At 74.8% G+C, this 21,700-nt stretch carries 19 protein-coding genes and 1 other RNA gene; 7 read left to right on the top strand and 13 right to left on the bottom strand.

What is annotated here, in order from left to right; genetic code table 11:
• Nucleotides 1-8: 8 nt before the first annotated feature.
• The gene (locus Q1A09_RS10185; RefSeq protein ID WP_299954287.1) at nt 9-884 is read right to left on the bottom strand and encodes an alpha/beta fold hydrolase; all 876 of its coding nucleotides are present in this window, start codon (nt 882-884) and stop codon (nt 9-11) included.
• A 221-nt stretch (nt 885-1,105) separates the two neighbouring features.
• Between Q1A09_RS10185 and Q1A09_RS10180 the strand changes: the two genes are divergently transcribed.
• On the top strand, nt 1,106-2,320 hold the full coding sequence (locus Q1A09_RS10180; protein WP_299954286.1) for a serine hydrolase: 1,215 nt from the start codon (nt 1,106-1,108) through the stop codon (nt 2,318-2,320).
• Nucleotides 2,321-2,368: 48 nt separating this feature from the next.
• On the opposite strand, the gene Q1A09_RS10175 is transcribed toward Q1A09_RS10180, so the two are convergent.
• The 11 genes from Q1A09_RS10175 to Q1A09_RS10125 all read right to left on the bottom strand — a co-directional run bounded on the left by Q1A09_RS10175 (nt 2,369) and on the right by Q1A09_RS10125 (nt 13,216).
• On the bottom strand, nt 2,369-3,028 hold the full coding sequence (locus Q1A09_RS10175) for a response regulator transcription factor (protein WP_299954284.1): 660 nt from the start codon (nt 3,026-3,028) through the stop codon (nt 2,369-2,371).
• On the bottom strand, nt 3,016-4,230 hold the full coding sequence (locus Q1A09_RS10170) for a sensor histidine kinase (protein ID WP_299954282.1): 1,215 nt from the start codon (nt 4,228-4,230) through the stop codon (nt 3,016-3,018). Before Q1A09_RS10170 ends, Q1A09_RS10175 begins: the two co-directional genes overlap by 13 nt.
• Before the next feature lie 124 nt (nt 4,231-4,354).
• A complete protein-coding gene (locus Q1A09_RS10165; RefSeq protein ID WP_299954279.1) occupies nt 4,355-4,837 on the bottom strand; it encodes a hemerythrin domain-containing protein in 483 nt (160 codons plus the stop codon).
• Nucleotides 4,834-5,772 carry a Rieske 2Fe-2S domain-containing protein gene (locus tag Q1A09_RS10160; protein ID WP_299954277.1) on the bottom strand — a complete coding sequence of 313 codons (939 nt, stop codon included), beginning with the start codon at nt 5,770-5,772 and terminating at the stop codon, nt 4,834-4,836. Before Q1A09_RS10160 ends, Q1A09_RS10165 begins: the two co-directional genes overlap by 4 nt.
• Nucleotides 5,773-5,843: 71 nt before the next feature.
• Entirely contained in the window at nt 5,844-5,978 is a 135-nt protein-coding gene (locus Q1A09_RS10155; RefSeq protein WP_299954275.1) for a methionine/alanine import family NSS transporter small subunit, read from the bottom strand.
• Nucleotides 5,975-7,576, bottom strand: coding sequence for a sodium-dependent transporter (locus tag Q1A09_RS10150; protein ID WP_299954273.1), 1,602 nt, complete (start codon nt 7,574-7,576; stop codon nt 5,975-5,977). Before Q1A09_RS10150 ends, Q1A09_RS10155 begins: the two co-directional genes overlap by 4 nt.
• Before the next feature lie 226 nt (nt 7,577-7,802).
• Nucleotides 7,803-8,177: a transfer-messenger RNA gene (gene ssrA, locus Q1A09_RS10145) on the bottom strand.
• A 21-nt stretch (nt 8,178-8,198) separates the two neighbouring features.
• Nucleotides 8,199-9,752: a sugar ABC transporter ATP-binding protein gene (locus Q1A09_RS10140; protein ID WP_299954271.1), complete on the bottom strand. Its 1,554-nt coding sequence runs from the start codon at nt 9,750-9,752 to the stop codon at nt 8,199-8,201.
• Between the two features lie 4 nt (nt 9,753-9,756).
• Nucleotides 9,757-10,863: a substrate-binding domain-containing protein gene (locus Q1A09_RS10135; protein WP_299954269.1), complete on the bottom strand. Its 1,107-nt coding sequence runs from the start codon at nt 10,861-10,863 to the stop codon at nt 9,757-9,759.
• 63 nt (nt 10,864-10,926) lie between these two features.
• Nucleotides 10,927-12,000 (bottom strand): ABC transporter permease, encoded by a 1,074-nt coding sequence (locus Q1A09_RS10130; RefSeq protein WP_299954266.1) that lies wholly within the window; start codon nt 11,998-12,000, stop codon nt 10,927-10,929.
• A gap of 148 nt (nt 12,001-12,148) precedes the next feature.
• Entirely contained in the window at nt 12,149-13,216 is a 1,068-nt protein-coding gene (locus Q1A09_RS10125; RefSeq protein WP_299954264.1) for a maleylacetate reductase, read from the bottom strand.
• Nucleotides 13,217-13,432: 216 nt separating this feature from the next.
• Between Q1A09_RS10125 and Q1A09_RS10120 the strand changes: the two genes are divergently transcribed.
• The gene (locus tag Q1A09_RS10120; protein WP_299954261.1) at nt 13,433-14,449 is read left to right on the top strand and encodes an AraC family transcriptional regulator; all 1,017 of its coding nucleotides are present in this window, start codon (nt 13,433-13,435) and stop codon (nt 14,447-14,449) included.
• Between the two features lie 12 nt (nt 14,450-14,461).
• Here the strand turns inward: Q1A09_RS10120 and Q1A09_RS10115 are convergent, their stop codons facing one another.
• Nucleotides 14,462-15,013, bottom strand: a complete 552-nt coding sequence (locus Q1A09_RS10115) for a cupin domain-containing protein (protein ID WP_299954258.1) — start codon at nt 15,011-15,013, stop codon at nt 14,462-14,464.
• A 242-nt stretch (nt 15,014-15,255) separates the two neighbouring features.
• On the opposite strand from Q1A09_RS10115, the gene Q1A09_RS10110 reads away from it, so the two are divergent.
• From Q1A09_RS10110 to Q1A09_RS10090, 5 genes are read left to right on the top strand one after another with little or no spacing between them, the layout of a single operon-like run.
• A complete protein-coding gene (locus Q1A09_RS10110) occupies nt 15,256-17,070 on the top strand; it encodes a CocE/NonD family hydrolase (protein ID WP_299954257.1) in 1,815 nt (604 codons plus the stop codon).
• Entirely contained in the window at nt 17,067-17,954 is an 888-nt protein-coding gene (locus tag Q1A09_RS10105; RefSeq protein WP_299954255.1) for a dioxygenase, read from the top strand. The genes Q1A09_RS10110 and Q1A09_RS10105 overlap by 4 nt, the downstream gene beginning before the upstream one ends.
• Nucleotides 17,951-20,329, top strand: a complete 2,379-nt coding sequence (locus Q1A09_RS10100) for a xanthine dehydrogenase family protein molybdopterin-binding subunit (RefSeq protein ID WP_299954253.1) — start codon at nt 17,951-17,953, stop codon at nt 20,327-20,329. The genes Q1A09_RS10105 and Q1A09_RS10100 overlap by 4 nt, the downstream gene beginning before the upstream one ends.
• Nucleotides 20,326-21,201, top strand: coding sequence for a xanthine dehydrogenase family protein subunit M (locus Q1A09_RS10095; protein WP_299954251.1), 876 nt, complete (start codon nt 20,326-20,328; stop codon nt 21,199-21,201). Before Q1A09_RS10100 ends, Q1A09_RS10095 begins: the two co-directional genes overlap by 4 nt.
• Nucleotides 21,198-21,686 (top strand): (2Fe-2S)-binding protein, encoded by a 489-nt coding sequence (locus Q1A09_RS10090; RefSeq protein WP_299954248.1) that lies wholly within the window; start codon nt 21,198-21,200, stop codon nt 21,684-21,686. The genes Q1A09_RS10095 and Q1A09_RS10090 overlap by 4 nt, the downstream gene beginning before the upstream one ends.
• The last annotated feature ends 14 nt before the right edge of the window (nt 21,687-21,700 follow it).

Here is a 21,700-nt window from a genome sequence, read left to right as displayed (position 1 = left end):
CGCCCCGGTCAGCCGGCGTCGACCGCCGCCAGGTGCCCGGCGACCACGTCCCCGAACGGGCCCAGGACGCCCGCCGGCAGCGCGTGCCCCATCCCCGGCACCGTCACCAGCCGCGCCGGCGCACCCCCGGAGCCCGTCCCGATGGCCGCGGCGAGGTGCTGCGCGCTCGGCGGCGGGTAGGCCGGGTCCGCCGGTGCCTCGACCACGAGGGTGGGGACGGCGACCCCGGACAGCTCGGCACCACGGTCGAGCCCGCCCGGGTCGGCCGACGCGTGGGCGAGCGCTGACCGGAAGCCCCCGGAGTGCGCGCGCACCCGCTCCTCGGTCTCCCGCCACTCCGCCGGGTCGACCGGCAGCCCACTGCCGTGCAGCAGCTGCCAGTGCGCCACCCGCCAGTCGAGCTCGGCCGCCTCGTCCCGGGGCTCGGCCATGGTCGCCCACCAGGCCAGCAGTGCCTCCGACGGTCCGGGCGGCGGCTCCCCGCCGGCGCCGGCGAGCGCGCCGGTGCAGAAGAGGGTGGCGCTGCGCAGCCGGTCCGGGTGGTCGAGCAGCAGCAGCTGCACCAGCAGGCCACCCATCGACATCCCGACCACGTGGGCCCGGTCGACGTCCAGCGCGTCGAGGACGGCGACCGCGTCGGTGGCCAGGTCCCGGAGGGCGTACGGGGCGTCCTCGAAGGCCGCGGTCGACCGGCCGGTGTCGCGGTGGTCGTAGCGGACGACCCGGTGGTCGCGCGCCAACCGGTCCACCAGCGGTTCGGGCCAGACCAGACCGCTGGAGGCCGCCCCCATCACCAGCAGGACGGCGGTGGCGCCGGGTGCGCCGCGCTCCTCGACCCACAGCTCGACACCGGGCACGACGGTCAGCATGCGTTCGGTCGGCATGCGTTCGGTCGGCATGCGTTCGGTCGGCATGCGTTCGGTCGGCATGCGTTCGGTCGGCATGCGCCGACAGTGCCCGCCCCGGGCCGCGGACGCGAGCGCTTTCCGATCCGGTGAGTACAGCCTGCGCCACCACCGATCGGCCTGCCTGCAGGATCGGTCCGGCAGCCGGGCCGGATGAGGCTGGGGTGGTCCGAACGACCGCCTGGCCTGAGGAGCTCCCCGTGTCCGTTCCCCCCGAGACAGTGCACCCCGAGACCGCGCCCGCCCGTTCGACCGCCTCGATCCCCCGCCGCACCTGGGCGACGCTGCTGGTCGCCGCCGCCGCGGTGACCACCGTCGGCACCACCGGCCTGCTCAGCCCCGACGCCGCCGAGGCCGGCGGCGGTCCCCGTCCGGCGCATGCGGTGCAGGACGAGCTCGACGCGCTGGTCGCCGAGGACGGCTTCCCCGCCGCGCTGGCCGCCGTCCGTGGCGCCGACGGGCGGGTGCACGACCTCACCGCCGGGGTCGGCGACCTGGCGACCGGCGAGCCGGTGCCGGTCGACGGCGAGGTGCGGATCGCCAGCAACACCAAGACCTTCGTGGCGACCGTCGTCCTGCAGCTGGTCGAGGAGGGCCTGGTCGACCTGGACGCCCCCATCGAGAGCTACCTGCCCGGCCTGGTGCGCGGCGAGGGGATCGACCCGAACGCGATCACCGTGCGCCACCTGCTGCAGCACACCAGCGGGCTGCCGGAGTACGCCGACGTCGTGGTGGCCGACTACCTGGCGGTGCAGCACCGCTACGTCGAGCCGCACCAGCTGCTGGACATCGCCCTGGCCCGGCCGGCGAACTTCGCCCCCGGCACCGACTGGGCGTACAGCAACACCAACTACGTGCTGGCCGGGCTGCTGGTCCAGGAGGTCACCGGCCGACCGGTCGGTGAGGAGATCACCACCCGGGTGATCGAGCCGCTGGGCCTGGAGGACACCTACTGGCCGCACGAGGGCGAGCAGGAGCTGCGCGGCGACCACCCGCACGGCTACTACGCGTCCGCCCCGGGCGCCGAGTACGTGGACGTCGACGTGCAGGACCCGGCGTTCGGCTGGGCCGCCGGTCAGCTGGTCGCCACCCCGTCGGACCTGCTGGAGTTCTTCACCGCGCTGGTCGACGGGGAGCTGCTGAGCCCGGAGATGCTCGCCGAGATGCAGACCACCGTCCCCGCACCCACGTCCTCGCTGAACGGCATCGAGTCCTACGGCCTGGGGCTGCAGACCTTCACGCTCACCTGCGGCGGCACCGCCTGGACCCACGGCGGTGACATCCCCGGCTACGAGACCCGCGGCGCGGTGACCGAGGACGGGCGCGGCGCGATGGTCGCGGTCACCGCCCTGCCCACCGAGGACGAGGCCGCTGCGAACGTCGAGGCCACCGTCGACGCCGCCATCTGCGACTGAGGAAGGACCCCGCTGCCCCGGCCCTGCTGACGCGGGGTCGGGGCAGCGTCACGTCCGGCGGCGGACGTCGTCCAGGTAGCGGAGGACGGCGGTGACCCGGCGGTCGGCGCTGTCGTCGGGGGCGAGGTCGAGCTTGGCGAAGATGCTGCGGATGTGCTTGTGCACCGCCCCGTCGGTGACCACCAGTCGCTCGCCGATCGCGGTGTTGCCCAGGCCCTCGGCCATCAGCGCCAGCACCTCCCGCTCCCGCGGGCTGAGCCGCTCCAGCCGGGTGTCGGTGCGGGTGCGGGCGAACAGCTGGGCGACCACCTCCGGGTCGATCGCCGTCCCGCCGTCGGCCACCCGGTGCAGCGCGCCGAGGAACTCCGTGACCCGGCCGACCCGCTCCTTGAGCAGGTAGCCCAGCCCCGCGGCGCCCCCGGCGAGCAGCTCGGTGGCGAAGGACTGCTCGACGTAGGCCGACAGCACGAGCACCGCCAGCTCCGGCTGCCGCCGCCGGGCCTCGACCGCGGCGACGATGCCCTCGTCGGTGTGCGTAGGCGGCATCCGGACGTCGACGATCGCCACGTCGGGCTCGTGCTCGTCCAGCGCGGTCAGGAACTCCGCCGGGTCGCCGGCGGTGGCGACGACGTCGAGCTGCTCGGCCCGCAGCAGCAGCGCCAGGCCCTCCCGCAGCAGGGCGTCGTCCTCGGCGATCATGATCCGCACGGCAGCTCCGCGGTCAGGGTGGTCGGGCCACCGGGTGGGCTGGTCAGGGTGAGCGTGCCGTCGTGCGCCTCGACCCGGCGGCGGATGCCGACCAGCCCGGAGCCGCGGCCCTCGACCGCACCCCCGGTGCCGTCGTCGGTCACGGTGACGCACAGCCGCCCGTCGCGGGCCTGCACGGTCACGTCGGCCCGGCCAGCGCCGCTGTGCCGGGCGGTGTTGGTGAGCGCCTCGGCGACCAGGAAGTAGGCGGTGGCCTCCACCGAGGCCGCGCAGCGCACCGGGACGTCGACGTCCACCCGGCAGGGCACCGCCGAGGTGGCGGCCAGCCCGCTGAGCGCCCCGGCCAGGCCGCGGTCGGCGAGCACCGGGGGCAGGATGCCGCGGGCCACCGAGCGCAGCTCGGCCAGCGCCTCCTCCGCGGCGAGCTGGGCCTTCTCCAGGATCTCCTCGGCCGCGGCCGGGTCGCGGGGCACCGCCCGGCGGGCCGCGCCGAGCAGCACGGTCACCGCGACCAGCCGGTTCTGCGTGCCGTCGTGCAGCGAACGCTCGATCCGGCGCAGCTCGGTGGCGTGCGCGTCCAGCGCCGCGGCGCGGGTGGCGGTGAGCTGGGTGACCCGCAGCGACAGGTCCGAGGGGGCGGTGTCCAGCAGCCGCCGGCCGCGGGCGGCCAGGTACCGGGCGATCGGCCGGATGAGCAGCGCGCCGAGCGCCGTCCAGAGCAGCCCGAGCAGGACGACGAGCCCGACCCCGCCCCAGTCGTCGACGTACCAGAAGGCCAGCGAGTCGGTGGCGGCCTCGCGGGGGACGGCCCACCACCACAGCGGGAAGCTGAGGTCGCGGAAGGCGTACAACGGCAGCAGCACGCCGAGGGCGGAGAGCAGCAGTCCGACGGTCGCGTGCCCGGCCAGCCAGCGCGCCTCCCGGCGCAGCGCCGGGTCGGCCAGGGCCTCGCGCAGCGGCTCGGGGAGCGGACCGGGGCCCACCAGCTCCGGCCCCCAGCGGCCCAGCCGGCCGCGTTCCCGCTCGGCCACCGCGCGCACGCCGCGCAGCGCGGTCGGCAGCACGAGCAGCCCGACGCCGAGCAGGCTGGTGGCCGCGGCGACGAGCAGGAACAGCAGGGCGCCGAGGGCGAGCAGGCCGGTGCCCAGCGCACCCGGCAGCTGCTCGAGCGCGGCGAGGACCCCGGCCGCGGTGCGGGCCACGGCCCCCCGCTCACCGGCCCTCCCCCGCTGCCCCGTCGTCCTCACGGCTGCCGACGGTAGGGCCCGCGACCGGCCGGGGACAGCGAACCGGCCCAGGAGTACAGCCTGCTGTACCCCCAGGGGGTCAGACGAGCCGCAACGTCATCCGCTTGAGCCGCACGATCAGCCGCATCGCACCGGAGCGGTACAGCTCCTCCTGCCGCTCCTGCAGCTGCCGGCCGAGCTGCTCGAGCCGCTCGTCGCCCAGCGCGTGCGACTGGGGGAACATCCGCTCCTCCTCCTCGAAGGTGTGGTGGTGCAGCGTCGCGGACAGCATCCGCACCTCCGTGCCGAACTCCGGGTCGTCCACGGCCGTCCGCATCACGGTGGCCAGCTGGTCGTCGATCTGCCGGTGCTCGGCGTGCGCCAGGGAGAGCAGCGGCGACACGTCCCGGACGGCGGGGTAGAACAGCTCGTCCTCGATCTGGGTGTGCACCTCCAGCTCGCGCAGCAGCTCGTCGCGCAGCCGGCTGCGCTCCGCGGTCTGGTCGTCGGTCGTCTCGGTGAGCTGCCGCAGCAGCCCCCGCAACACGTCGTGGTGGGCGATCAGCACCTGGTCGGCCTTCATCGGGACGCCTCCTCGACCGTCGTGGTGGCGGTGGGTCCCCGCCAGTTCCCCCGCCGGCGCACCTCGACCCGGCCGTCCTGCCGCCGCACGTCGAAGCACGGCAAGGGCGCCGTGGACGGGCCCTGCGTCGGCTCCCCGGTGGCCAGGTCGAACCGCGACCCGTGCCACGGGCAGACCAGCTCGCCGCGGTGCAGCCACCCCTCCCCCAGCGGCGCCCCCTGGTGCGGGCAGGTGCCGCCCACGGCGTGCACCTCGCCGTCCTGCGCGACCAGCACCACCGGGACGCCGTCCACGGTCGCCCCGACCGCCTCGCCGTCGACGAGCTCGGACTCGGCCAGCACGGGGGTGAACCGGCGCGGCTCCGGGCTGCGGTCGGCGTGGTCGGTGCCCAGCCCGTGCCGGTAGGACAGCGCCCCACCCAGCCAGCTGCTGGCCAGCGTCAGCGCGAACCCGGCCGCCGCGGTGACCCGGGCCCGCCCCGGCCGGCGCCGTCCCCGGTCGGCGAAGGACCAGGCGTAGAGCGCGAGCGCGGTGCTGTTCAGCCCGGCGTGCACCAGCCCGACCCGGCGGGCCCCGTCGTGCGCGTGCTGCCAGTCGGTCAGGCCGCTCGCCGCGGACGCCACCGCCCCGGCCACGCCGACGCCGACCGCCGTCCGGGCCGCCGCGCCGGTGCCCGGGCCACCGCGACCGGTCACGTCCAGGCCGTCGAGCACCAGCGCCGCCGTCCACGACCCCACCGGGACGGTGACCAGCGCGGGGTGCAGCGGGTGGCCCAGCCACACCCCGTGCAGCAGGTCCTGCAGCGGCCGGGCGAACCGGCCGGTGAGCAGGTAGGTCAGGGCGACGCCGTGCTCGAGCTGGTAGCCGGGGCCGTCGAGCACCTGGAGCCGCTCGACGGCCCCCAGGGTGCGTTCCAGCCGGCTGCGCACGCTCATCGGGCGGGTCCGGTCATGGACTCCCGGTGCCCCGGGGCTCGAGGTCGAAACGGCGTCCCCGACCGGCGGGTTCAGAGGTCCCGGTGGACGTTCTCGGTGCGGTCCTCGACGGCGCCGTGCCGCACCAGGCTGGCGATGGCCAGGGCGAGACCGCCCCAGATCACCACCATCGCCACCACCATCATCACGATCGCGGACGTGTTCACCGGGGTCCTCCCTCGTGGTGGCCGGCGCCGGCCGCGTCCGCCGGCATCGCCGGGTCGGCGCCGGGCGGTGGCCCGTCCAGGTGCGTGCCGGCGCGCCACGGCAGCCGGGCGACCAGGAAGCCGACCAGCGGCAGCGCCACGACCAGGGCCCACCCGAAGACGAGCAGCAGCCAGGTCGGGTAGTCCTCGTAGGCCGCGGCGATGTCCTCCCGCAGCGCCAGCACGAGGACGACGGCCAGCGCCGCCGGGGCCACCACGCTGGTCAGCAGCCGCCAGCCGGTGCCGACCCTCGGGCGGCCGTGCACGTTGAGGTGGTCGCCGAGGCCGGTCAGGGCCCGCAGCGCCCACGCGACGGCCAGCATGCTCACCAGCGCGACGACGAGGATGCCGTACTGGTTCACGAAGTGGTCGACGACGTCGAGCACGTAGATGCCGCTGGTCGTGCTGAACAGCACCAGGCTGAGCACCGCGGCGGGGACGCCGACCAGCAGGGTCGCGGTGAGCCGGCCGGTGTCGAGCTTGTCGCGGACCGCGGAGATGACCACCTCGATCACGCTGACCAGCGAGGTGATGCCCGCGAGCACCAGGCAGCCGAAGAACAGCACGCCGAGCAGGGCGCCGGCCGGGGCCTCGCTGATGATCGCCGGGAAGGCGACGAAGGCCAGCCCGATCCCGTCGCCGGCCACCTCGTCGACGGCCACCCCGTTGGCCTGGGCCATGAAGCCCAGCGCGGCGAAGACCCCGATGCCGGCGAGCAGCTCGAAGCCGGAGTTCGCGAAGCCGACGACCAGGCCGGAGCCGACCATGTCCTCCCGCCGGCCCACGTAGGAGGCGTAGGTGATCATGATGCCGAAGCCGATCGACAGCGAGAAGAAGATCTGGCCGAACGCGGCGGCCCAGACCGACGCCGAGGTGAGCGCCGACCAGTCGGGGGTGAACAGCGCGTCGAGGCCGGCCCCGGCGCCGGGCAGCAGCAGCGCCTGCACCACGAGGGCGGCGAAGGCCAGCACCAGCACCGGGATGAAGACCAGCGAGGTCGCCCCGATCCCGCGCTGCACACCCAGGGCCATGATCGCCAGCACGGCCAGCCACACCAGCGCGAGCGGCACGAGCACGCCCGGGACGACGTCCGCGGTGACCTGCACGTCGCCGGCCTGCAGGAACTCACCGAAGAAGAAGCCCTCGGGGTCGGCGCCCCAGGCCTCGTCGAGGGAGAAGAACGTGTAGCGCAGCGCCCAGGCGATGACCGCGGCGTAGTAGATCGCGATGACGAAGCAGATGCCGACCTGCCACCAGCCGAGCCCCTCGGCGCCGCGGCGCAGCCGGGCGAAGGACAGCGGCGCCGACCCGCGGTTGCGGTGGCCGATCGCGTAGTCCAGCAGCAGGAACGGGATGCCGGCGGTCAGCAGCGCGATGAGGTAGGGCAGCACGAAGGCGCCTCCGCCGTTCTCGTAGGCCACGTAGGGGAAGCGCCAGATGTTGCCCAGCCCCACCGCCGACCCGATCGCCGCCAGGATGAACACCCGCCGGGAGCTGAACCCGCCCCGCCGTCGCTCCTGGTCGGGCTGCGCCGTGGCGCCGTCCGCCGTCCTGCTCATGCGACCTCCCGCGTCGTGGACCACCGGACCGGCGCACCGGTCGGCGTCCTGCCGTCGAGGAGAGGATGCCAGCACTCGCACCCCCTGACCCGGCCGACCGTGCCGCCGCGGGAACGCACGAAGGGCCCGGTCAGCTGACCGGGCCCTTCGTGGTGGAACGGGGGCTTCACCTTCGGGTGTGCCGACCAGCTGGTCCACCGGACCCAACCGCTCGTGGCGCACCCCGCGGTGGAGGCGGCGGGAATCGAACCCGCGTCCTGCGACGCATCACCAGGGCTTCTCCGAGCGCAGTTCGCTCTGCCTCTGCTCGGCCCTCCTGATCTCACGAACGAGTCAGGATGACGGGCCCAGTCGCTGTTTGGTGTCCCACACGCAACCGCGACCGATGCGTGCGGTGAGTCATCTAGCTGATGCCAGGATCCGGGCCGATGACGAACCCGGGCTGACAGACTCGCCTAGCTGCCGTCAGGCAGCGAGAGCGAAGTCGCGCTGATTGGAATCGGCGCTTGTGTTTTTGCAACGCATGGTTAACGAGATCATCGTTGCCTTCCTCGGCTCGCTTCCCCTGGTCAGACGACCGCAGTCGAGACCAATCGCCCCCCTGTGTAGTTGTGCGTGCAGTCTAACGGGGCGCGCCACCGGGATGTTCCCCGGCGACACCGACCGCGTGTTCGGGCGCCCGTCCGGTGTTCATCACCTCGAGGATGGTGTGCGCGTCCAGGCGCTCACCGGAGAGCCGCGCGCAGACCCGGCCGTCGTAGAACACCGCCACCTCGTCGCAGATCGCGGCCAGCTCACGCGGGTCCGAGGACGCCACGACCTGCACCACGCCCCGGCGGGACTGCTCCTGCAGCAGGTTGTAGATCTCCGCCTTGGCGCCGACGTCGATGCCCCGCGTCGGGTCGTCCAGCAGCAGCACCGCCGGCGAGGACTCGAACCACTTCGCGAAGACGACCTTCTGCTGGTTGCCCCCGGACAGCATGCCGACCTCCTGGTCGACCGACGGGGTCTTGATGCCGAGGCTGCCCACGTGCGCGCGGGCCCGCTCGCGCAGCCGCCCGGCCCGCACCACCATCCCGTCCCGCCGCAGCCCCACGGCGCTGACCTGGCCGATGTTGTCCCAGATCGGCTTGTCCAGCATGACCCCGAACCGTTTGCGGTCACCGGAGACGACGGCCACACCCTGCTGGATGGCGGCGCGCAGACCGCGACCCAGCGGCGCCCCGTCGGGCAGCACGACCCGGCCGGCGTCCGGTCGCAGCACGCCGGCCGCGACGCTGAGCAGCGTCCGGTGACCCGCCCCGTCGACCCCGGCCACGCCCAGCACCCGTCCGGCGGGGATCGCGAGGTCGACCTCCTGCAGCTCGGTGCCCACCGTGACCTGCTCGAAGCGCAGCGCCGGGGTGCCCGGCTCGACGGTGGTGGCGACCTCGTTGCTGCGCGCCGCCATCACCGCGGCCACCTTGTCCCCGAGCATGTGCGCCACGATCCGGTCCACGGTGAGCGTCGCCGCCGGGACGGCGGAGACGGCCACCTCGCCGTCCCGCAGCACCGTCACCGTGTCGCAGACCGCGAGCACGTCCTCCAGGTGGTGGGAGACGTAGACGATGCCGACGTCGCGACGGCTGAGCCGGCGCACCACCTCGTGCAGCCGGTCGACCGCCTCCGCGTGCAGGGCCGAGGTCGGCTCGTCCAGCACGAGCACCCGCGGGTCGGTGCAGAGCGCGCGGGCGATCTCGAGCAGCTGCCGCTGGTCCAGCGGCAGCTGCTCGACCGGCTGGTCGAGATCGAGGTCGAGGCCGAGCTCGTCGAGCACCGGACGGGCCCGCCCGGCCATCGCGCGCCGGGCGACCAGACCGGCCCGGCGGGGCTCCCGCATCGGGAACAGGTTGGCCAGCACGTCCAGGTCGGGGAAGAGGTTGAGCTCCTGGGACACCACGGCGATCCCGCGGTCCACCGCCTCGGCCGTGGTGTGCGCCCGTAGTTCCCGGCCGTCGAGGCGCAGCGCACCCGCGTCCGGCGCCAGGGCGCCGACCAGCACCTTCACCAGGGTCGACTTGCCGGCGCCGTTCTCTCCCAGCAGCGCGTGCACGGTGCCGGTCCGGACGGCGAAGTCGACCCCGGCCAGCGCGGTGATGCCGCCGTAGGACTTGCGGATGCCCTGCGCCTCGAGCACCGGCTCAGCCCTCGCCGGGGAAGTCGCGCAGCGGCGGGTCGGCCAGCTCCTCCTCGGCGACGTCGCGGTAGTAGTCGAGCTTGGCCTCCTCGGACTCCTGACGGGCCTGGGTGTCGGCCACGGTGTCCTGGGTGACGAGCGCGGCCTCGCTGACCCACCAGCCCTCGAACAGCTCCCGCTCCCCCATCGCCGCCTCGATCAGCAGGCGGGTGGACAGGTAGCCCTTGAGGAAGTGCTGCGGGTCGACGGTGGCGAAGTTGGTGCCGTCGGCGACCGCCTGCAGGCCGACCTGGTTGAGGTCGAAGGCCCCGGTGAGGTACGTGCCGCCGGCCTCGCGGTTCAGCTGCGCCAGCGAGGCCAGCGCCGCGTCACCGGAGTCCAGGAACACCGTGGCGTCCCGGTTGGCCGCGATCAGGTTGCTCCAGGCGCTGAAGTTGCCCGTCGGGTCGGGGGCACTGGCCACCGGGCCGACGACCTCGAAGCCGGGCAGGTCCTCGGCGAAGGCGGCCGCCATGCCCTCGGCCCGGTCGTCCAGGGTCGGGATGCCGGGGATCGTGCTGGCGACGACCGCCGTCCCCTCGGTCGTGCCCGCCTCCTGGAGCAGCCGGATGGCCTCGTCGGCGAGCAGGCTGCCGGCCTCGGTGTTGTCGTTGCCGATGTAGGCGGTGACGCCGGAGCCCTCCAGCGGGGGCGTGTCGACGGAGACGACCGGGATGCCCTGGTCGGTCGCCCGCGACTGGGCACGGACGAGCAGGTCGGGGGTCAGCGACTCGATCGCGATGCCGTCGGTGGCGGTGCGCACGGCGTCCTCGAACAGCCGCACCTGGGCCGGCCCGTCGAGGCTGGTCGGCGCGACGACCTGCACGTCGACGCCGAACTCCTCCCCCGCGGCCTCGGCGCCGGCCATCATCTCGCGGACGAAGTTCTGGCTCCCGTCGGCGCCGATGAAGGCGATGTTGATGTCCTCGGCGTCCCGGCCCTCGCCGGCTGCCTGTCCGCCTCCCCCGCCGCTGTCGCTGCCGCAGGCGGTGACGAGCAGCAGCAGTCCGGCGGCAGCGAGGCCGCGGGCTGCCCGGCCGGTGGGCACGGTCGACGTTGATCGTGTTCGCACGGTCTTCCTCCAGGTGGGTGGCACGGGTACAGCGGGACGAACAGGGATGGGTGGTGCCGGGCGTCAGAGGCGGGGGCCGGCGGCCGCACGGGCCCGCCGCCGCCGGCGGCGCACGAAGCTGTCCAGCGAGACCGCGCCGAGGATCACCGCGCCGAGGGCGAACTGGTTCCAGTTGATCGGCACGCTGAAGTAGGCGAGCCCGCTGGCCACCACCCCGAGCAGGACGGCGCCGAGCGCGGCGCCGACGATGGTGGCGCGGCCCCCCGCCAGCGAGGTGCCGCCGATCACCGCGGCGGCGATGGCCTGCAGCTCGTAGCCGGTGCCGGTGTTCGGGTCCGCGGCGCCGAGGTAGCCGATGGTGAGCACGCCGGCGAGGCCGCCGAGCGCACCGGTCAGCACGAACGCCTGGGTGCGCACCCGGCCCACCGGGATGCCGCTGAACGCGGCCGCCTCCGGGTTGGACCCGATCGAGCGCACCCGGTAGCCGAACGGCGTGGCACGCAGCACGACGGTCAGCACCGCGGCGACCACGATCAGCGTCAGCCCGGGCACCGGGATGCCGAGCACGTCGGCGCTGATCACCTGGGAGAACGACGAGTCGATCGGCGGCCCGACCACCTGGGTGCCCTCGCTGAGCGCGAGGGTCAGGCCCCGGTACATGGCCAGCGTGGCCAGCGTGGCGACGATCGAGGGCAACCCGACGTACTGGATCAGCAGCGCGTTCACCAGGCCGAGGACGCCACCGACGACGATGGCGAGCAGCGCGGCCAGCCACGGGTCCAGGCCCTCCTGGACCAGCATGGCGCAGGCCAGTGCGGTGAGCGCGTAGACCGAGCCGACCGAGAGGTCCAGCTCCCGCATCGCCAGCAGGAAGGCCAGGCCACAGGCCAGGATGCCGATGTAGGCCGCGTTGTTCAGGATCGACGCCAGCTGGTCGGGCTGCAGGAAGCGCGGGTAGTTGGCACCGATCAGCAGCACGAGTGCGACGGTCGCGACCAGGACCCCGAGGAAGTCCTGCCCCAGCACCAGGCGCCCGGCGCGCTGCACCGTTCCTCCTGCCGACCGGGGCGGCCCGTCGGGAGCCGGCCGCGGCGGTCCCTCCGGTGAGGTGGTGGGGGCCGTGGGGGTGCTGCTCATGCCCGCACCACCCCGGCGGCTGGCACCGCGCGTCCCCGGTCGGGCGTGGACGTGCGGGGCTCGGCTCCGGTCATGCTGGTCCTCGTCTCTGGTCGGGAGCCGCACCGGGGTCGGCGGTGCGGTCGGGAGCGCCGGCTCGGGAGCTGGGTCACGCCGGGACCGCCTCGTCCCCGGCGAGGGCGTCCAGCAGCACCCGGCGGACGTCGACCGCGCTGACCGGCCGCGGTGCGGCCGGTCCGGCCGCGGCCACCCGTTCGGCGACCTCGTCCACCTCGGACTCGCGCAGCCCGAGCGCGGCCAGCGAGGTCGGCGCGCCGGCCTGCCGGGCGAGCCGGCGCAGCGCGGCAGGCCCGTCGCCACCGCCCAGCGCGCGGGCGACCCGGTCGACCGCCGCGGGCGCCGCATCGGCCAGCAGCGCGGCGACCGCCGGCAGCACGGCGGCGTGGACGGGGGCGTGCGGGAGGCCCAGCCCGCCCAGCTCGTGGCAGATCTTGTGGTGCAGGCCGGTGCCGGCCAGCGCCAGCGCCGTCCCGCCGAGCCAGGCGCCGCGCAGCGCCGTCCCCCGGGCGCCCCGGTCGTGCCGGTCGCGGGCCAGCGCGGGCAGTGCCTCGCCCAGCTGGCGCAGGCCCTCCTCGGCCACCGCGTCGACCAGGGCGTTGGTGGCGGGCAGCCACAGCGCCTCGACGCAGTGGGCCGCGGCGTTCATCCCGCTGGCGGCCGAGGTCGCCGCGGGCAGGTCCAGGGTCAGCTCCGGGTCGTAGACCACGACCCGGGGGCGCACCCGGTCGTCCCGCCCGGTGGTCTTCCGGCCGCCGTCCGTCGTCCCCCAGATCGCCGTCATCTCCGAACCGGCGTAGGTGGTGGGGACGACCAGCAGCGGCCGGCCGCTGGTCAGCGCGACTGCCTTCGCCAGCCCGATGGCCGACCCGCCCCCCACGGCGACCAGCACGTCGGCCGCGAGGTCGTCCGCTGCGCGCCGGGCCTGCTCGGCCAGCGCCACGGGCACGTGCTCCACCGCGCCGTCCAGGACGCCGGCGCACCGGTCGCCGAGCGCGCCGCGGAGCTCGGCGACCACGGCCGCCTGGGACCGGCCGGTCACCAGCAGCACCCGGCGACCGTCCAGCCGGGTCACCTCGGCGGGCACGTCGGCCCGGCGTCCCGCGCCGAAGACCACCCGGGTGGGCAGGCCGTCGAGCTCGAACCGGTCTCCCTGCACTGCGCACCTCCCGCCGGTCGGACCACGTCGTCGTCCGGCACAGGGTCACCCCCGTGGCCCGGCCGGAGAAGGTGCTGGACCGCCGGAGCACGCCTCCGCGCCACTTAGCCGCGCCTGCGGGACACCAGCCGCGCATCGCGGACACGGCACCGGGGCACCGGTGCAGCGCACGTCACCTCAGTGACGTGGGCCACGCCGGACCTCTACGCTCGGGCCGTGCTCGCCCCCCACCTCGCCGGACGTCCCGCGACGTCCGTGCCACCACCGCTGCACCGCTTCGCGCTGTGCCGGTCCTCCGACGTCGCCGAGTTCACGACCCGCCTCAACGACGTCTACTACCCGGCCGAGGTGGCGCCGCGGGTGGGCCGGGTGTTCGGCGGCCCCTCGGTGCTGCGCGCCGTGCACACCGAGGACTTCACGCTCGGCTACATCCACCCCGGTGGTGACGTCCGGGTGGTGCCCGACCGTGAGTCGACCGGCTACCACGTGAACCTCGCCCTCTCCGGCTCCGTCGTCGCGGTGGCCGGCAACACGGAGGTGCACGTCGGTCCCGACACCGCCGCGGTGCACACGGCCGGGCAGCGGCACGAGCTGCGCGCCCGGGCCGACAGCGGGCTGATCGGCCTGAAGCTGAGCACCGGGCTGGTCGAGCGCGAGCTCAGCGCCCTCCTCGGCCGGCCGGTGACCGGCCCGGTCCGGTTCGCACCGGTGCTCGACCTGCACAGCGAGGCCGGGAGGTCGTGGCTGGCCATGGTGCACTTCCTGCTCGCCGAGCTCGACCGCCCCGGCCTCTTCGACTCACCGGCCGTCCGGCACAGCCACGTGCGCAGCCTGGTCGCCGGTCTGCTGACCGGGCACCAGCACAGCTGGACCGAGGCGCTGTCGGCCCGGGGCGCACCGCTGCGGCCGCGCACCGTGCGCCGCGCCCAGGAGTTCGTCCACGAGCACTTCGCGGAACCGCTGACCGTCACCGACATCGCCCGGGCCACCGGCTCGAGCGTGCGCCGGCTGCAGGAGGCCTTCTCCGCCCACCTCGACGTGTCGCCGATGGGCTACCTGCGCGACGTCCGGCTCGATGCGGCGCGGGCCCGGCTGACCGAGGACGGCCTCAGCGTCACCGAGGCCGCCCAGGCCTGCGGCCTCACCCACCTCGGCCGCTTCTCCGCCGCCTACCGGGCCCGCTTCGGCGAGCTCCCGTCGGCGACCGCCGCGGAGTCCCCGACGCGCGGCTGACCGTCGCGGTGGTCAGCCCCCCTCGGGCAGGTTGCCGCCGATGAGCACGAAGGCCAGCAGGCACGGCTCGTCCGACCGGTTGGACCAGGCGTGCGACGTGCCCCGCTGGACGAGCACGTCGCCGGCGGTCATCCGCACCTCGGTCGCGTCCAGCACCGCCCACACCTCACCGCTGAGCACGATCGCGTAGTCGATCGACCGGGTGGTGTGGAAGGCGAGCGGGCGGACCTCCTCCCCCTGCTCGTCGAACCGCCAGTCCCGGTCCGGCGGCAGCTCCAGGGTGCGGAAGATGCTGCCCGCCGCGGGCGGCCCGACGCTCAGCCGCTCGTCGGTGTCGTAGGGGTCGCGGACGGCGCCGGTGTTGTCCGCCGGGGTCGACTCGGTGCGCCACAGCTGGGTGGCCACGTAGGTCGGCACCCCGTGCCCGGCAGCAGCGTGCCGGCCGGTGTCGTCCAGCACGATGGTCGAGCGGCCCTCGGCGTCCAGGCCGGTGACGAGCCGGCGGACCTTGCGGGTCGACGCGGCGGGCGCCACGTCGCTGACGAAGGGGTCGTAGTCGGCCATGCCGCCTCCTCGGGTCTCGGCCCGGCAGGCGCCGGGCGCTGCTGCCGGACAGTAGGTGCGAGCGAGGCGTCTCGGGCAGCGCCGACCACCCGCCGGCCCGAGCGCGACCGATCCGTCGCGGATAGCGGCTACTGGCCGCGCTCGCGGGACAGCCGTGGCGCTGCCCCGGAGCTACCTTGGCCCGGCTCCGTCCTGGCACCGGAACACGCCGGGCTCCGCCTCGAGAAAGGCCGTGCCTCCGCATGCCCGCACTCTCCTCACCCGAGCACGTGCCCCCGGGCTACGACCGGGCGCCGAGCCACTCCGGCCTGGTGGCCGACCGCGACGTCCGGGTGCCCATGCGGGACGGCGTCGAGCTCTGCGTGGACGTCTACCGCCCGGAGACCGACGAACCGCTGCCCGTGCTGCTGGCCTTCGCGATCTACAACAAGGACATCCAGGGGCCGGAGATGGCCGAGGCGATCCCCCCGCAGCCGGCCTGGTCGCCGCTGTGGAGCGGGCCGATGGAGGCCGGCGACACGCGCTTGCTCACCTCGCGGGGCTACGTGCACGTGATCGGCATGCCCCGCGGCGTGGGCAAGTCCGGCAGCGGTGGCTCGCGGGAGTTCGACTCCTACGACCTCATCGAGTGGATCGCCGAGCAGCCGTGGTGCGACGGCAACGTCGGGATGGTCGGCATCTCCGGCTTCGGCGCCGAGCAGGTGCACGTGGCCCGGCAGAAGCCGCCGCACCTGAAGGCGGTCTTCCCGTTCGACCCGCGCGGCGCCTACGGCGAGCTGGGCGGTTTCCGCGAGGAGTACCCCGGCGGCGTCGTCCACCTGTTCCGCTACCTGGTCGGCCACTTCGGCACGTTCCACCAGGACCGTGGCGCCCCGGGCGAGCTGACCCCGGAGCGCGAGGCGTTCTGGCGGGAGGCGATGGCCAACCCCGACTACCGGATCCACCCGCACCTGTTCAACGTGCTGTCGATGAAGGGCCAGCACATGCCGGCCTACTTCAGCACCCTGATCGACCCGTTCGAGGCCGAGGGCGTGCTGGAGCGCAGCGAGGCCTCCCTCGCCGACATCGACATCCCGGTCTACACCGGCTCCGGTTGGTACGCCTACACCTACAAGACGCACCTGCAGGGGGCGCAGAGCTACTGGCGGCACATCGCCAGCCAGGACAAGAAGCTGCTGTTCCTGGGCCCGGCGCACCTGGAGCGCCCCTTCCACGGGCTGCACTCGGAGATCCTGCGCTGGTACGACCACTGGCTGAAGGGCCTGGACACCGGCGTCCTCGACGAGCCGCCGGTGCGCTACTGGGTGGCCGGGGCGAACACCTGGCGCACCGGCACCGACTGGCCGCTGCCGGAGACGGTGTGGACGCCGTTCCACCTCAACAGCTGGGAGCGGCTGCGGCCCGAGCCGTGGGTGCCCGGCTCGGTCGACGACGTCGTACCGCCGGACTCCTTCGTGCAGATGCCGCTGACGCACACCCGGAGGGTGCAGTCGCTGCGCTACGTCAGCGAGCCGCTGGCCGAGCCGATGCTGATCGCCGGCCCGGCGAAGGTGCGGCTGTTCGCCGCCATCGACCAGGCCGACACGGTGTGGATGGTGTCCCTCAAGGACATCGGTCCCGACCCGCACGTGATGACCGTGCGCGAGGGCGAGCGCGAGCTGCACCCCGACCTGCCCGAGCGCGAGCTCACCCGCGGGTGGCTGCGGGCCAGCAACCGGGCGCTGGACCCCGAGCGCAGCACCGAGTGGAAGCCGTTCCACCGCCTCACCCGCGCCGCCGCCGAGCCGGTGACGCCCGGCGAGGTGGTCGAGTACGAGATCGAGGTGCTGGCCACGGCGAACCTGTTCGAGAAGGGCCACCGGATCTGCGTGGAGATCAGCAGCATGGACACCCCGACCGGGGTGGCCGGGGCCACCAACGCCGAGTACGTGCCCTACCACGTGACCAGCTCCAGGACGACGCTGCACACCGTCTTCCACGACACGGCGCACCCCTCCGCGGTGCTGCTGCCGGTGGTCCCGCTGGACGCCGCACCCGCCCGGGAGGAGGCCCGGTGACCACCGTGCCGGAGGACATCACCGAGGAGACCGTCACCGCCGCGGTCGTCACCAGCTTCGACGGCACGCCGGACCCCCGGCTGCGGGAACTGCTGTGCGCCGTCGTCCGCGGCCTGCACGGGGCGGTGCGCGAGGTGGAGCCGACGATCGCCGAGTGGGAGCGTGCGGTGGACTTCCTGACCCGCACCGGCCAGATGTGCGACGACGTGCGCCAGGAGTTCGTGCTGCTCTCCGACGTGCTGGGCATCTCCTCGCTGGTGGAGAACCTCAACCACCGCAAGGCCGGCGGCGCCACCGAGGCGACCGTCCTCGGGCCCTTCCACATGACCACCTCGCCCGCGCGCAGCAACGGCGACTCGATCGACGAGGTGGGCGGCGCCGAGCCGTGCGTGGTCACCGGCCGGGTGCTGTCGGTCTCCGGCGCTCCCGTCGCCGGGGCGAGCGTCGACGTGTGGCAGGCCGACGAGGACGGCTTCTACGACGTCCAGCAGCCCGGTGTGCAGCCGGCCGGCAACGGCCGGGGGCTGTTCACCACCGACGCCGACGGCCGGTTCTGGTTCCGCACCGTCGTCCCGGCGCACTACCCGATCCCCACCGACGGCCCGGTCGGTGCGCTGCTGACCGCCACCCGGCGGCTGCCCTTCCGGCCGGCGCACATCCACTTCATCGCCGACGCCCCCGGGTACGTGCCGGTGACCACGCACATCTTCGTGGCCGGCAGCCCGTACCTGGACGCCGACGCCGTGTTCGCGGTGAAGCGCAGCCTGGTGCGCGACTTCGCCCCGGTGGACGACGAGACGGCGGCGCACCGGTTCGGCGTCGCGAACCCGTTCCGGCACGCGGTCATCGACCTGGTGGTCGAGCCGCAGCGGACCGGACCGTGACCGCCCTCGCGCCCGGCCGGCTCACCGGCACCCCGGTGCGCCGGCACGACGGCGACACCTTCGTCACCGGCCGGGCCGGCTACACCGCCGACGTACCGCGGCCCGGCGCGGCGCACGCCGCCCTGGTCCGCTCTCCGCACGCGCACGCCCGGATCGGCGCGATCGACACCGCCGCGGCACGGGCGATGCCCGGCGTGCTGGCCGTCGTCACCGGGGATGACCTGGTCGCGCACTGCACCGAGATCCCGCACGGCCTGGACGCCGGCCACCTCGGTGGGCACCACGCCGCCGTCCGGCCGCTGGCCACCGGCACGGTCCGGTACGCCGGCGAGCCGGTCGCCGCGGTCGTCGCGACCACCCCGGCCGACGCCGCCGCCGCGGCCGCCCGGGTGGAGATCAGCTGGGAACGGCTGCCGGTCGTGCTGGACGCCGGGTCGGCGCTGCTGCCGGGCTCCCCGCTGCTCTACCCCGAGTGGGGTGACAACGTGATCATCGAGCGGGAGGTCGGCCCGGACGACTTCGGCGCGGCGTCGGCCGGCGCGGCCCACCTGCTCGACGGGGAGCTGCGCACCCACCGGGGCACCGCGGCGCCGATGGAGACCCGCAGCTACCTGGCGGACTGGGACCCGGGCACCGAGCGGCTCACCGTGCACGCCACCACGCAGAACCCGCACGTGCTGCGCACCCTGCTGGCCACCACGCTGCGCATGCCGGAGGAGCAGGTGCGGGTGATCGCCCCCAAGCTGGGCGGCTCCTTCGGGCTGAAGATGTACGGCAACCGGGAGGACTTCATCGTCCCGCTGCTGGCCCGGCTGCTGGGTCGGCCGGTCCGGTGGGTGGAGGAGCGGGCGGCCACGATGCTGGCCGGCACCCGGGAGCAGGTGCTCCGCTACCGGGTCGCCTTCGACGCCGACGGCCGGCTGCGCGCCCTGGACGTACACGCCATCTCCGACCACGGGGCCGCCGCCCCCACGCACGGCTGGGGCATGGCGCACGTGGGCGCGCTGTCCACCGGGCTGGGCTACGTGCTGCCCTCCTGCCACGTGCGCTACACCGTGGTGGCCACCAACAAGGCGCCGTGGGTGGGCACCAAGCCGTTCGGCAAGGACGGCGCGACGCTGCTGCTGGAGCGGGTCATGGACCGCATCGCCGGGGTGCTGGGCCTGGACCCGGCCACGGTGCGCCGGCGCAACTTCGTCCCGCCGGACGCCTTCCCCTGGCTGCACACCAGCGGTCTGGAACTGGACAGCGGGGACTACGCCACCGCCTTGGACCTGACGCTGAGGCGACTGGACCTCCCCGCCGTCCGGGCCGAGCAGGAGGCCGCCCGCGGGGCCGGCCGGCTGCTGGGCGTCGGGCTGGCGTTCGAGCTGATGCCGGAGAGCGCGGACATCCCGGGGGCGATGGTGGCCGCCTACGACACCTCGACGGTGCGGATGTCGCCCACCGGGCGGGTCACGGTGCTGACCGGGGTCACCTCCCCGGGCACCGGCAACGACACCTCGATCGCCCAGCTGGTCGCGGACGAGCTCGGCGTGCCGATGGCCTCGATCACCGTCGTCCAGGGCGACACCGACCTGTGCCCGTACGGCTTCGGCAACATCTCCAGCCGGTCGATCATCACCGGCGGCAACGCGGCCGTGCTCGCCGCCCGTGACGTCGCGGCCACGCTGCGCGCCACGGCGCGGGCGATGCTCCAGCTGCAGCCGGAGGATGAGCTGGTGCTGGCCGGGGGCCTCATCGCGCCCGCCACCGACCCCGAACGTGCCGTGCCGGTCGAGGCGGTCGCCGGCGCCGTGCACACCCTGAGCTACCGGCTCGCGCTCGACGTCGAGCCGCGCCTGGAGTCGACCCGCACCTACCGCCCGGGCAACGTGCGGCAGCAGCCCGACGAGCTGGGCCGGATGCAGACCTACACGACCTACCCCTACGCGGTGCATGCCAGCGTGCTCGAGGTCGACCCTGAGACCGGCGGGGTGTCGCTGCTGCGCCACGTGGTCACCCACGACTGCGGCACGGTGGTCAACCCGCTGTTCGTCGACGGCCAGGTCACCGGGGGCGTGGCGATGGGCATCGGCGCGGCACTGGGCGAGGAGCTGGTCTTCGACGCCGACGGCACCCCGCTGACGACCGCCTTCAAGACCTACCTGCTGCCCCGGGCGATCGACCTCCCGCCGGTCGAGCTCGAGCACCTGTGCACCCCGGCACCGGGCACCCCGCTGGGCGCGAAGGGCGTCGGGGAGTCCGGCTTCTCCGGAGCGCAGGCCGCGGTGGTCAACGCGGTCAACGACGCCCTCGCCCCGCGTGGCGTGGCGCTGGAGTCGACGCCGGTGAGCCCGCCGCGCATCCTGGCCGCCCTGCTGGAGCAGCCGTGATCCCCGAGCGGTTCGGCTACGTGGCGCCGACCGACCTCGCCGGCTGCGTGGCCGCGCTGGCCGAGGGCGGCCGGGTGCTGGCCGGCGGCACCTGGGTGCTGCCGGAGATGGGCCGGGGCGAGTCGGCACCGGCCCAGCTGGTCGACCTGCGGCGCGCCGGGCTGGGCGGGGTCACCGCGACCGGCGGCGGCCTGCGGATCGGCGCGATGTGCACCTACGCCGAGCTGCTCGACAGCGACGCGGTGGCGGCGCACGCCCCGCTGCTGCGCACGATGGCCGACCAGATCACCGGCGGCTGGGCGCTGCGCAACCAGGCGACCGTCGGCGGGTCGGCCGTGGCCGCGCGCCCGCAGTCCGACGTGCCGGCAGCACTGGTGGCCAGCGCCGCCGTGGCCCGGATCGCCGGCCCGGCCGGCGAGCGGGAGCTGCCGGTGGCCGAGCTCTTCGCCGGCGCCATGCGCTCCGCACTGGGCCCGGGCGAGGTGCTGGCCGGCTTCGACGTGCCGTCGGCGGCCGGTACCGGGCACGGCTACGTGAAGCTCAAGCGGGGGTGGAGCTCCTGGCCGATCGCGACCGCGGCCGCGCTGGTGCGACTGGACGCGGCGGGGGCGTGCACGGCGGCGACCCTGGTGCTCGGCGCGGTGTCCGCCGTCCCCGTCCCGGTGGACCTCTCCGCGCTGACCGGGCAGGTGCTCGACACCGACGCCGTCCGGGCCGCCGCCGACACCGCGGCCGCCGCCGTCGTCCAGCCGTGGGGCGACGTGCTGGCGCCGCCGTCCTACCGGGCGGCCGTCGCCGGGCCGGTGGCCCGCCGCGCCCTGAGCGCCGCCCTGTCCAGCGCACTGTCCGACGCACGGGAGGAGAGCCGATGACCGGGGACGGAGGACGGGTGGAGCTCCGGCTCACCGTCGACGGGCAGGAGCGGGTCGCCGCCGTCGACCCCCGCTCGCTGCTGCTGGACGCGCTGCGCGAGGACTTCGGCGCGACGGCCCCCAAGGCGGGCTGCCGCACCGGCGACTGCGGGGCGTGCACCGTGCGGGTCGAGGGCGCGATCGCCAAGTCCTGCCTCCGGCTGGCCGTCGCCGAGGACGGCAGCGACGTGCGCACCATCGCCTCGATGGCCGACGGCGACCGGCTGACCCCGCTGCAGCAGGCCTTCTGGGACCTCAACGCCTTCCAGTGCGGCTTCTGCCTGTCCGGCATGCTGCTGGCCGGGGAGGACCTGCTGGACCGGATCCCCTCCCCGACGGACGCCCAGATCCGCGAGGCGATCAGCGGCAACCTGTGCCGGTGCACCGGCTACGACAGCATCGTCGCCGCCATCCGCAGCTGCGCCCGGCCGGCGGCCCCGTCCTGAGGCTCGTCCCGAGC

Origin of the sequence: uncultured Modestobacter sp. (assembly GCF_947486615.1) — a bacterium.
In the GTDB taxonomy this organism is placed as follows: domain Bacteria; phylum Actinomycetota; class Actinomycetes; order Mycobacteriales; family Geodermatophilaceae; genus Modestobacter.
Note: the sequence above shows the minus strand (reverse complement) of the source record. Positions and strands in the feature narration are given on the sequence as shown.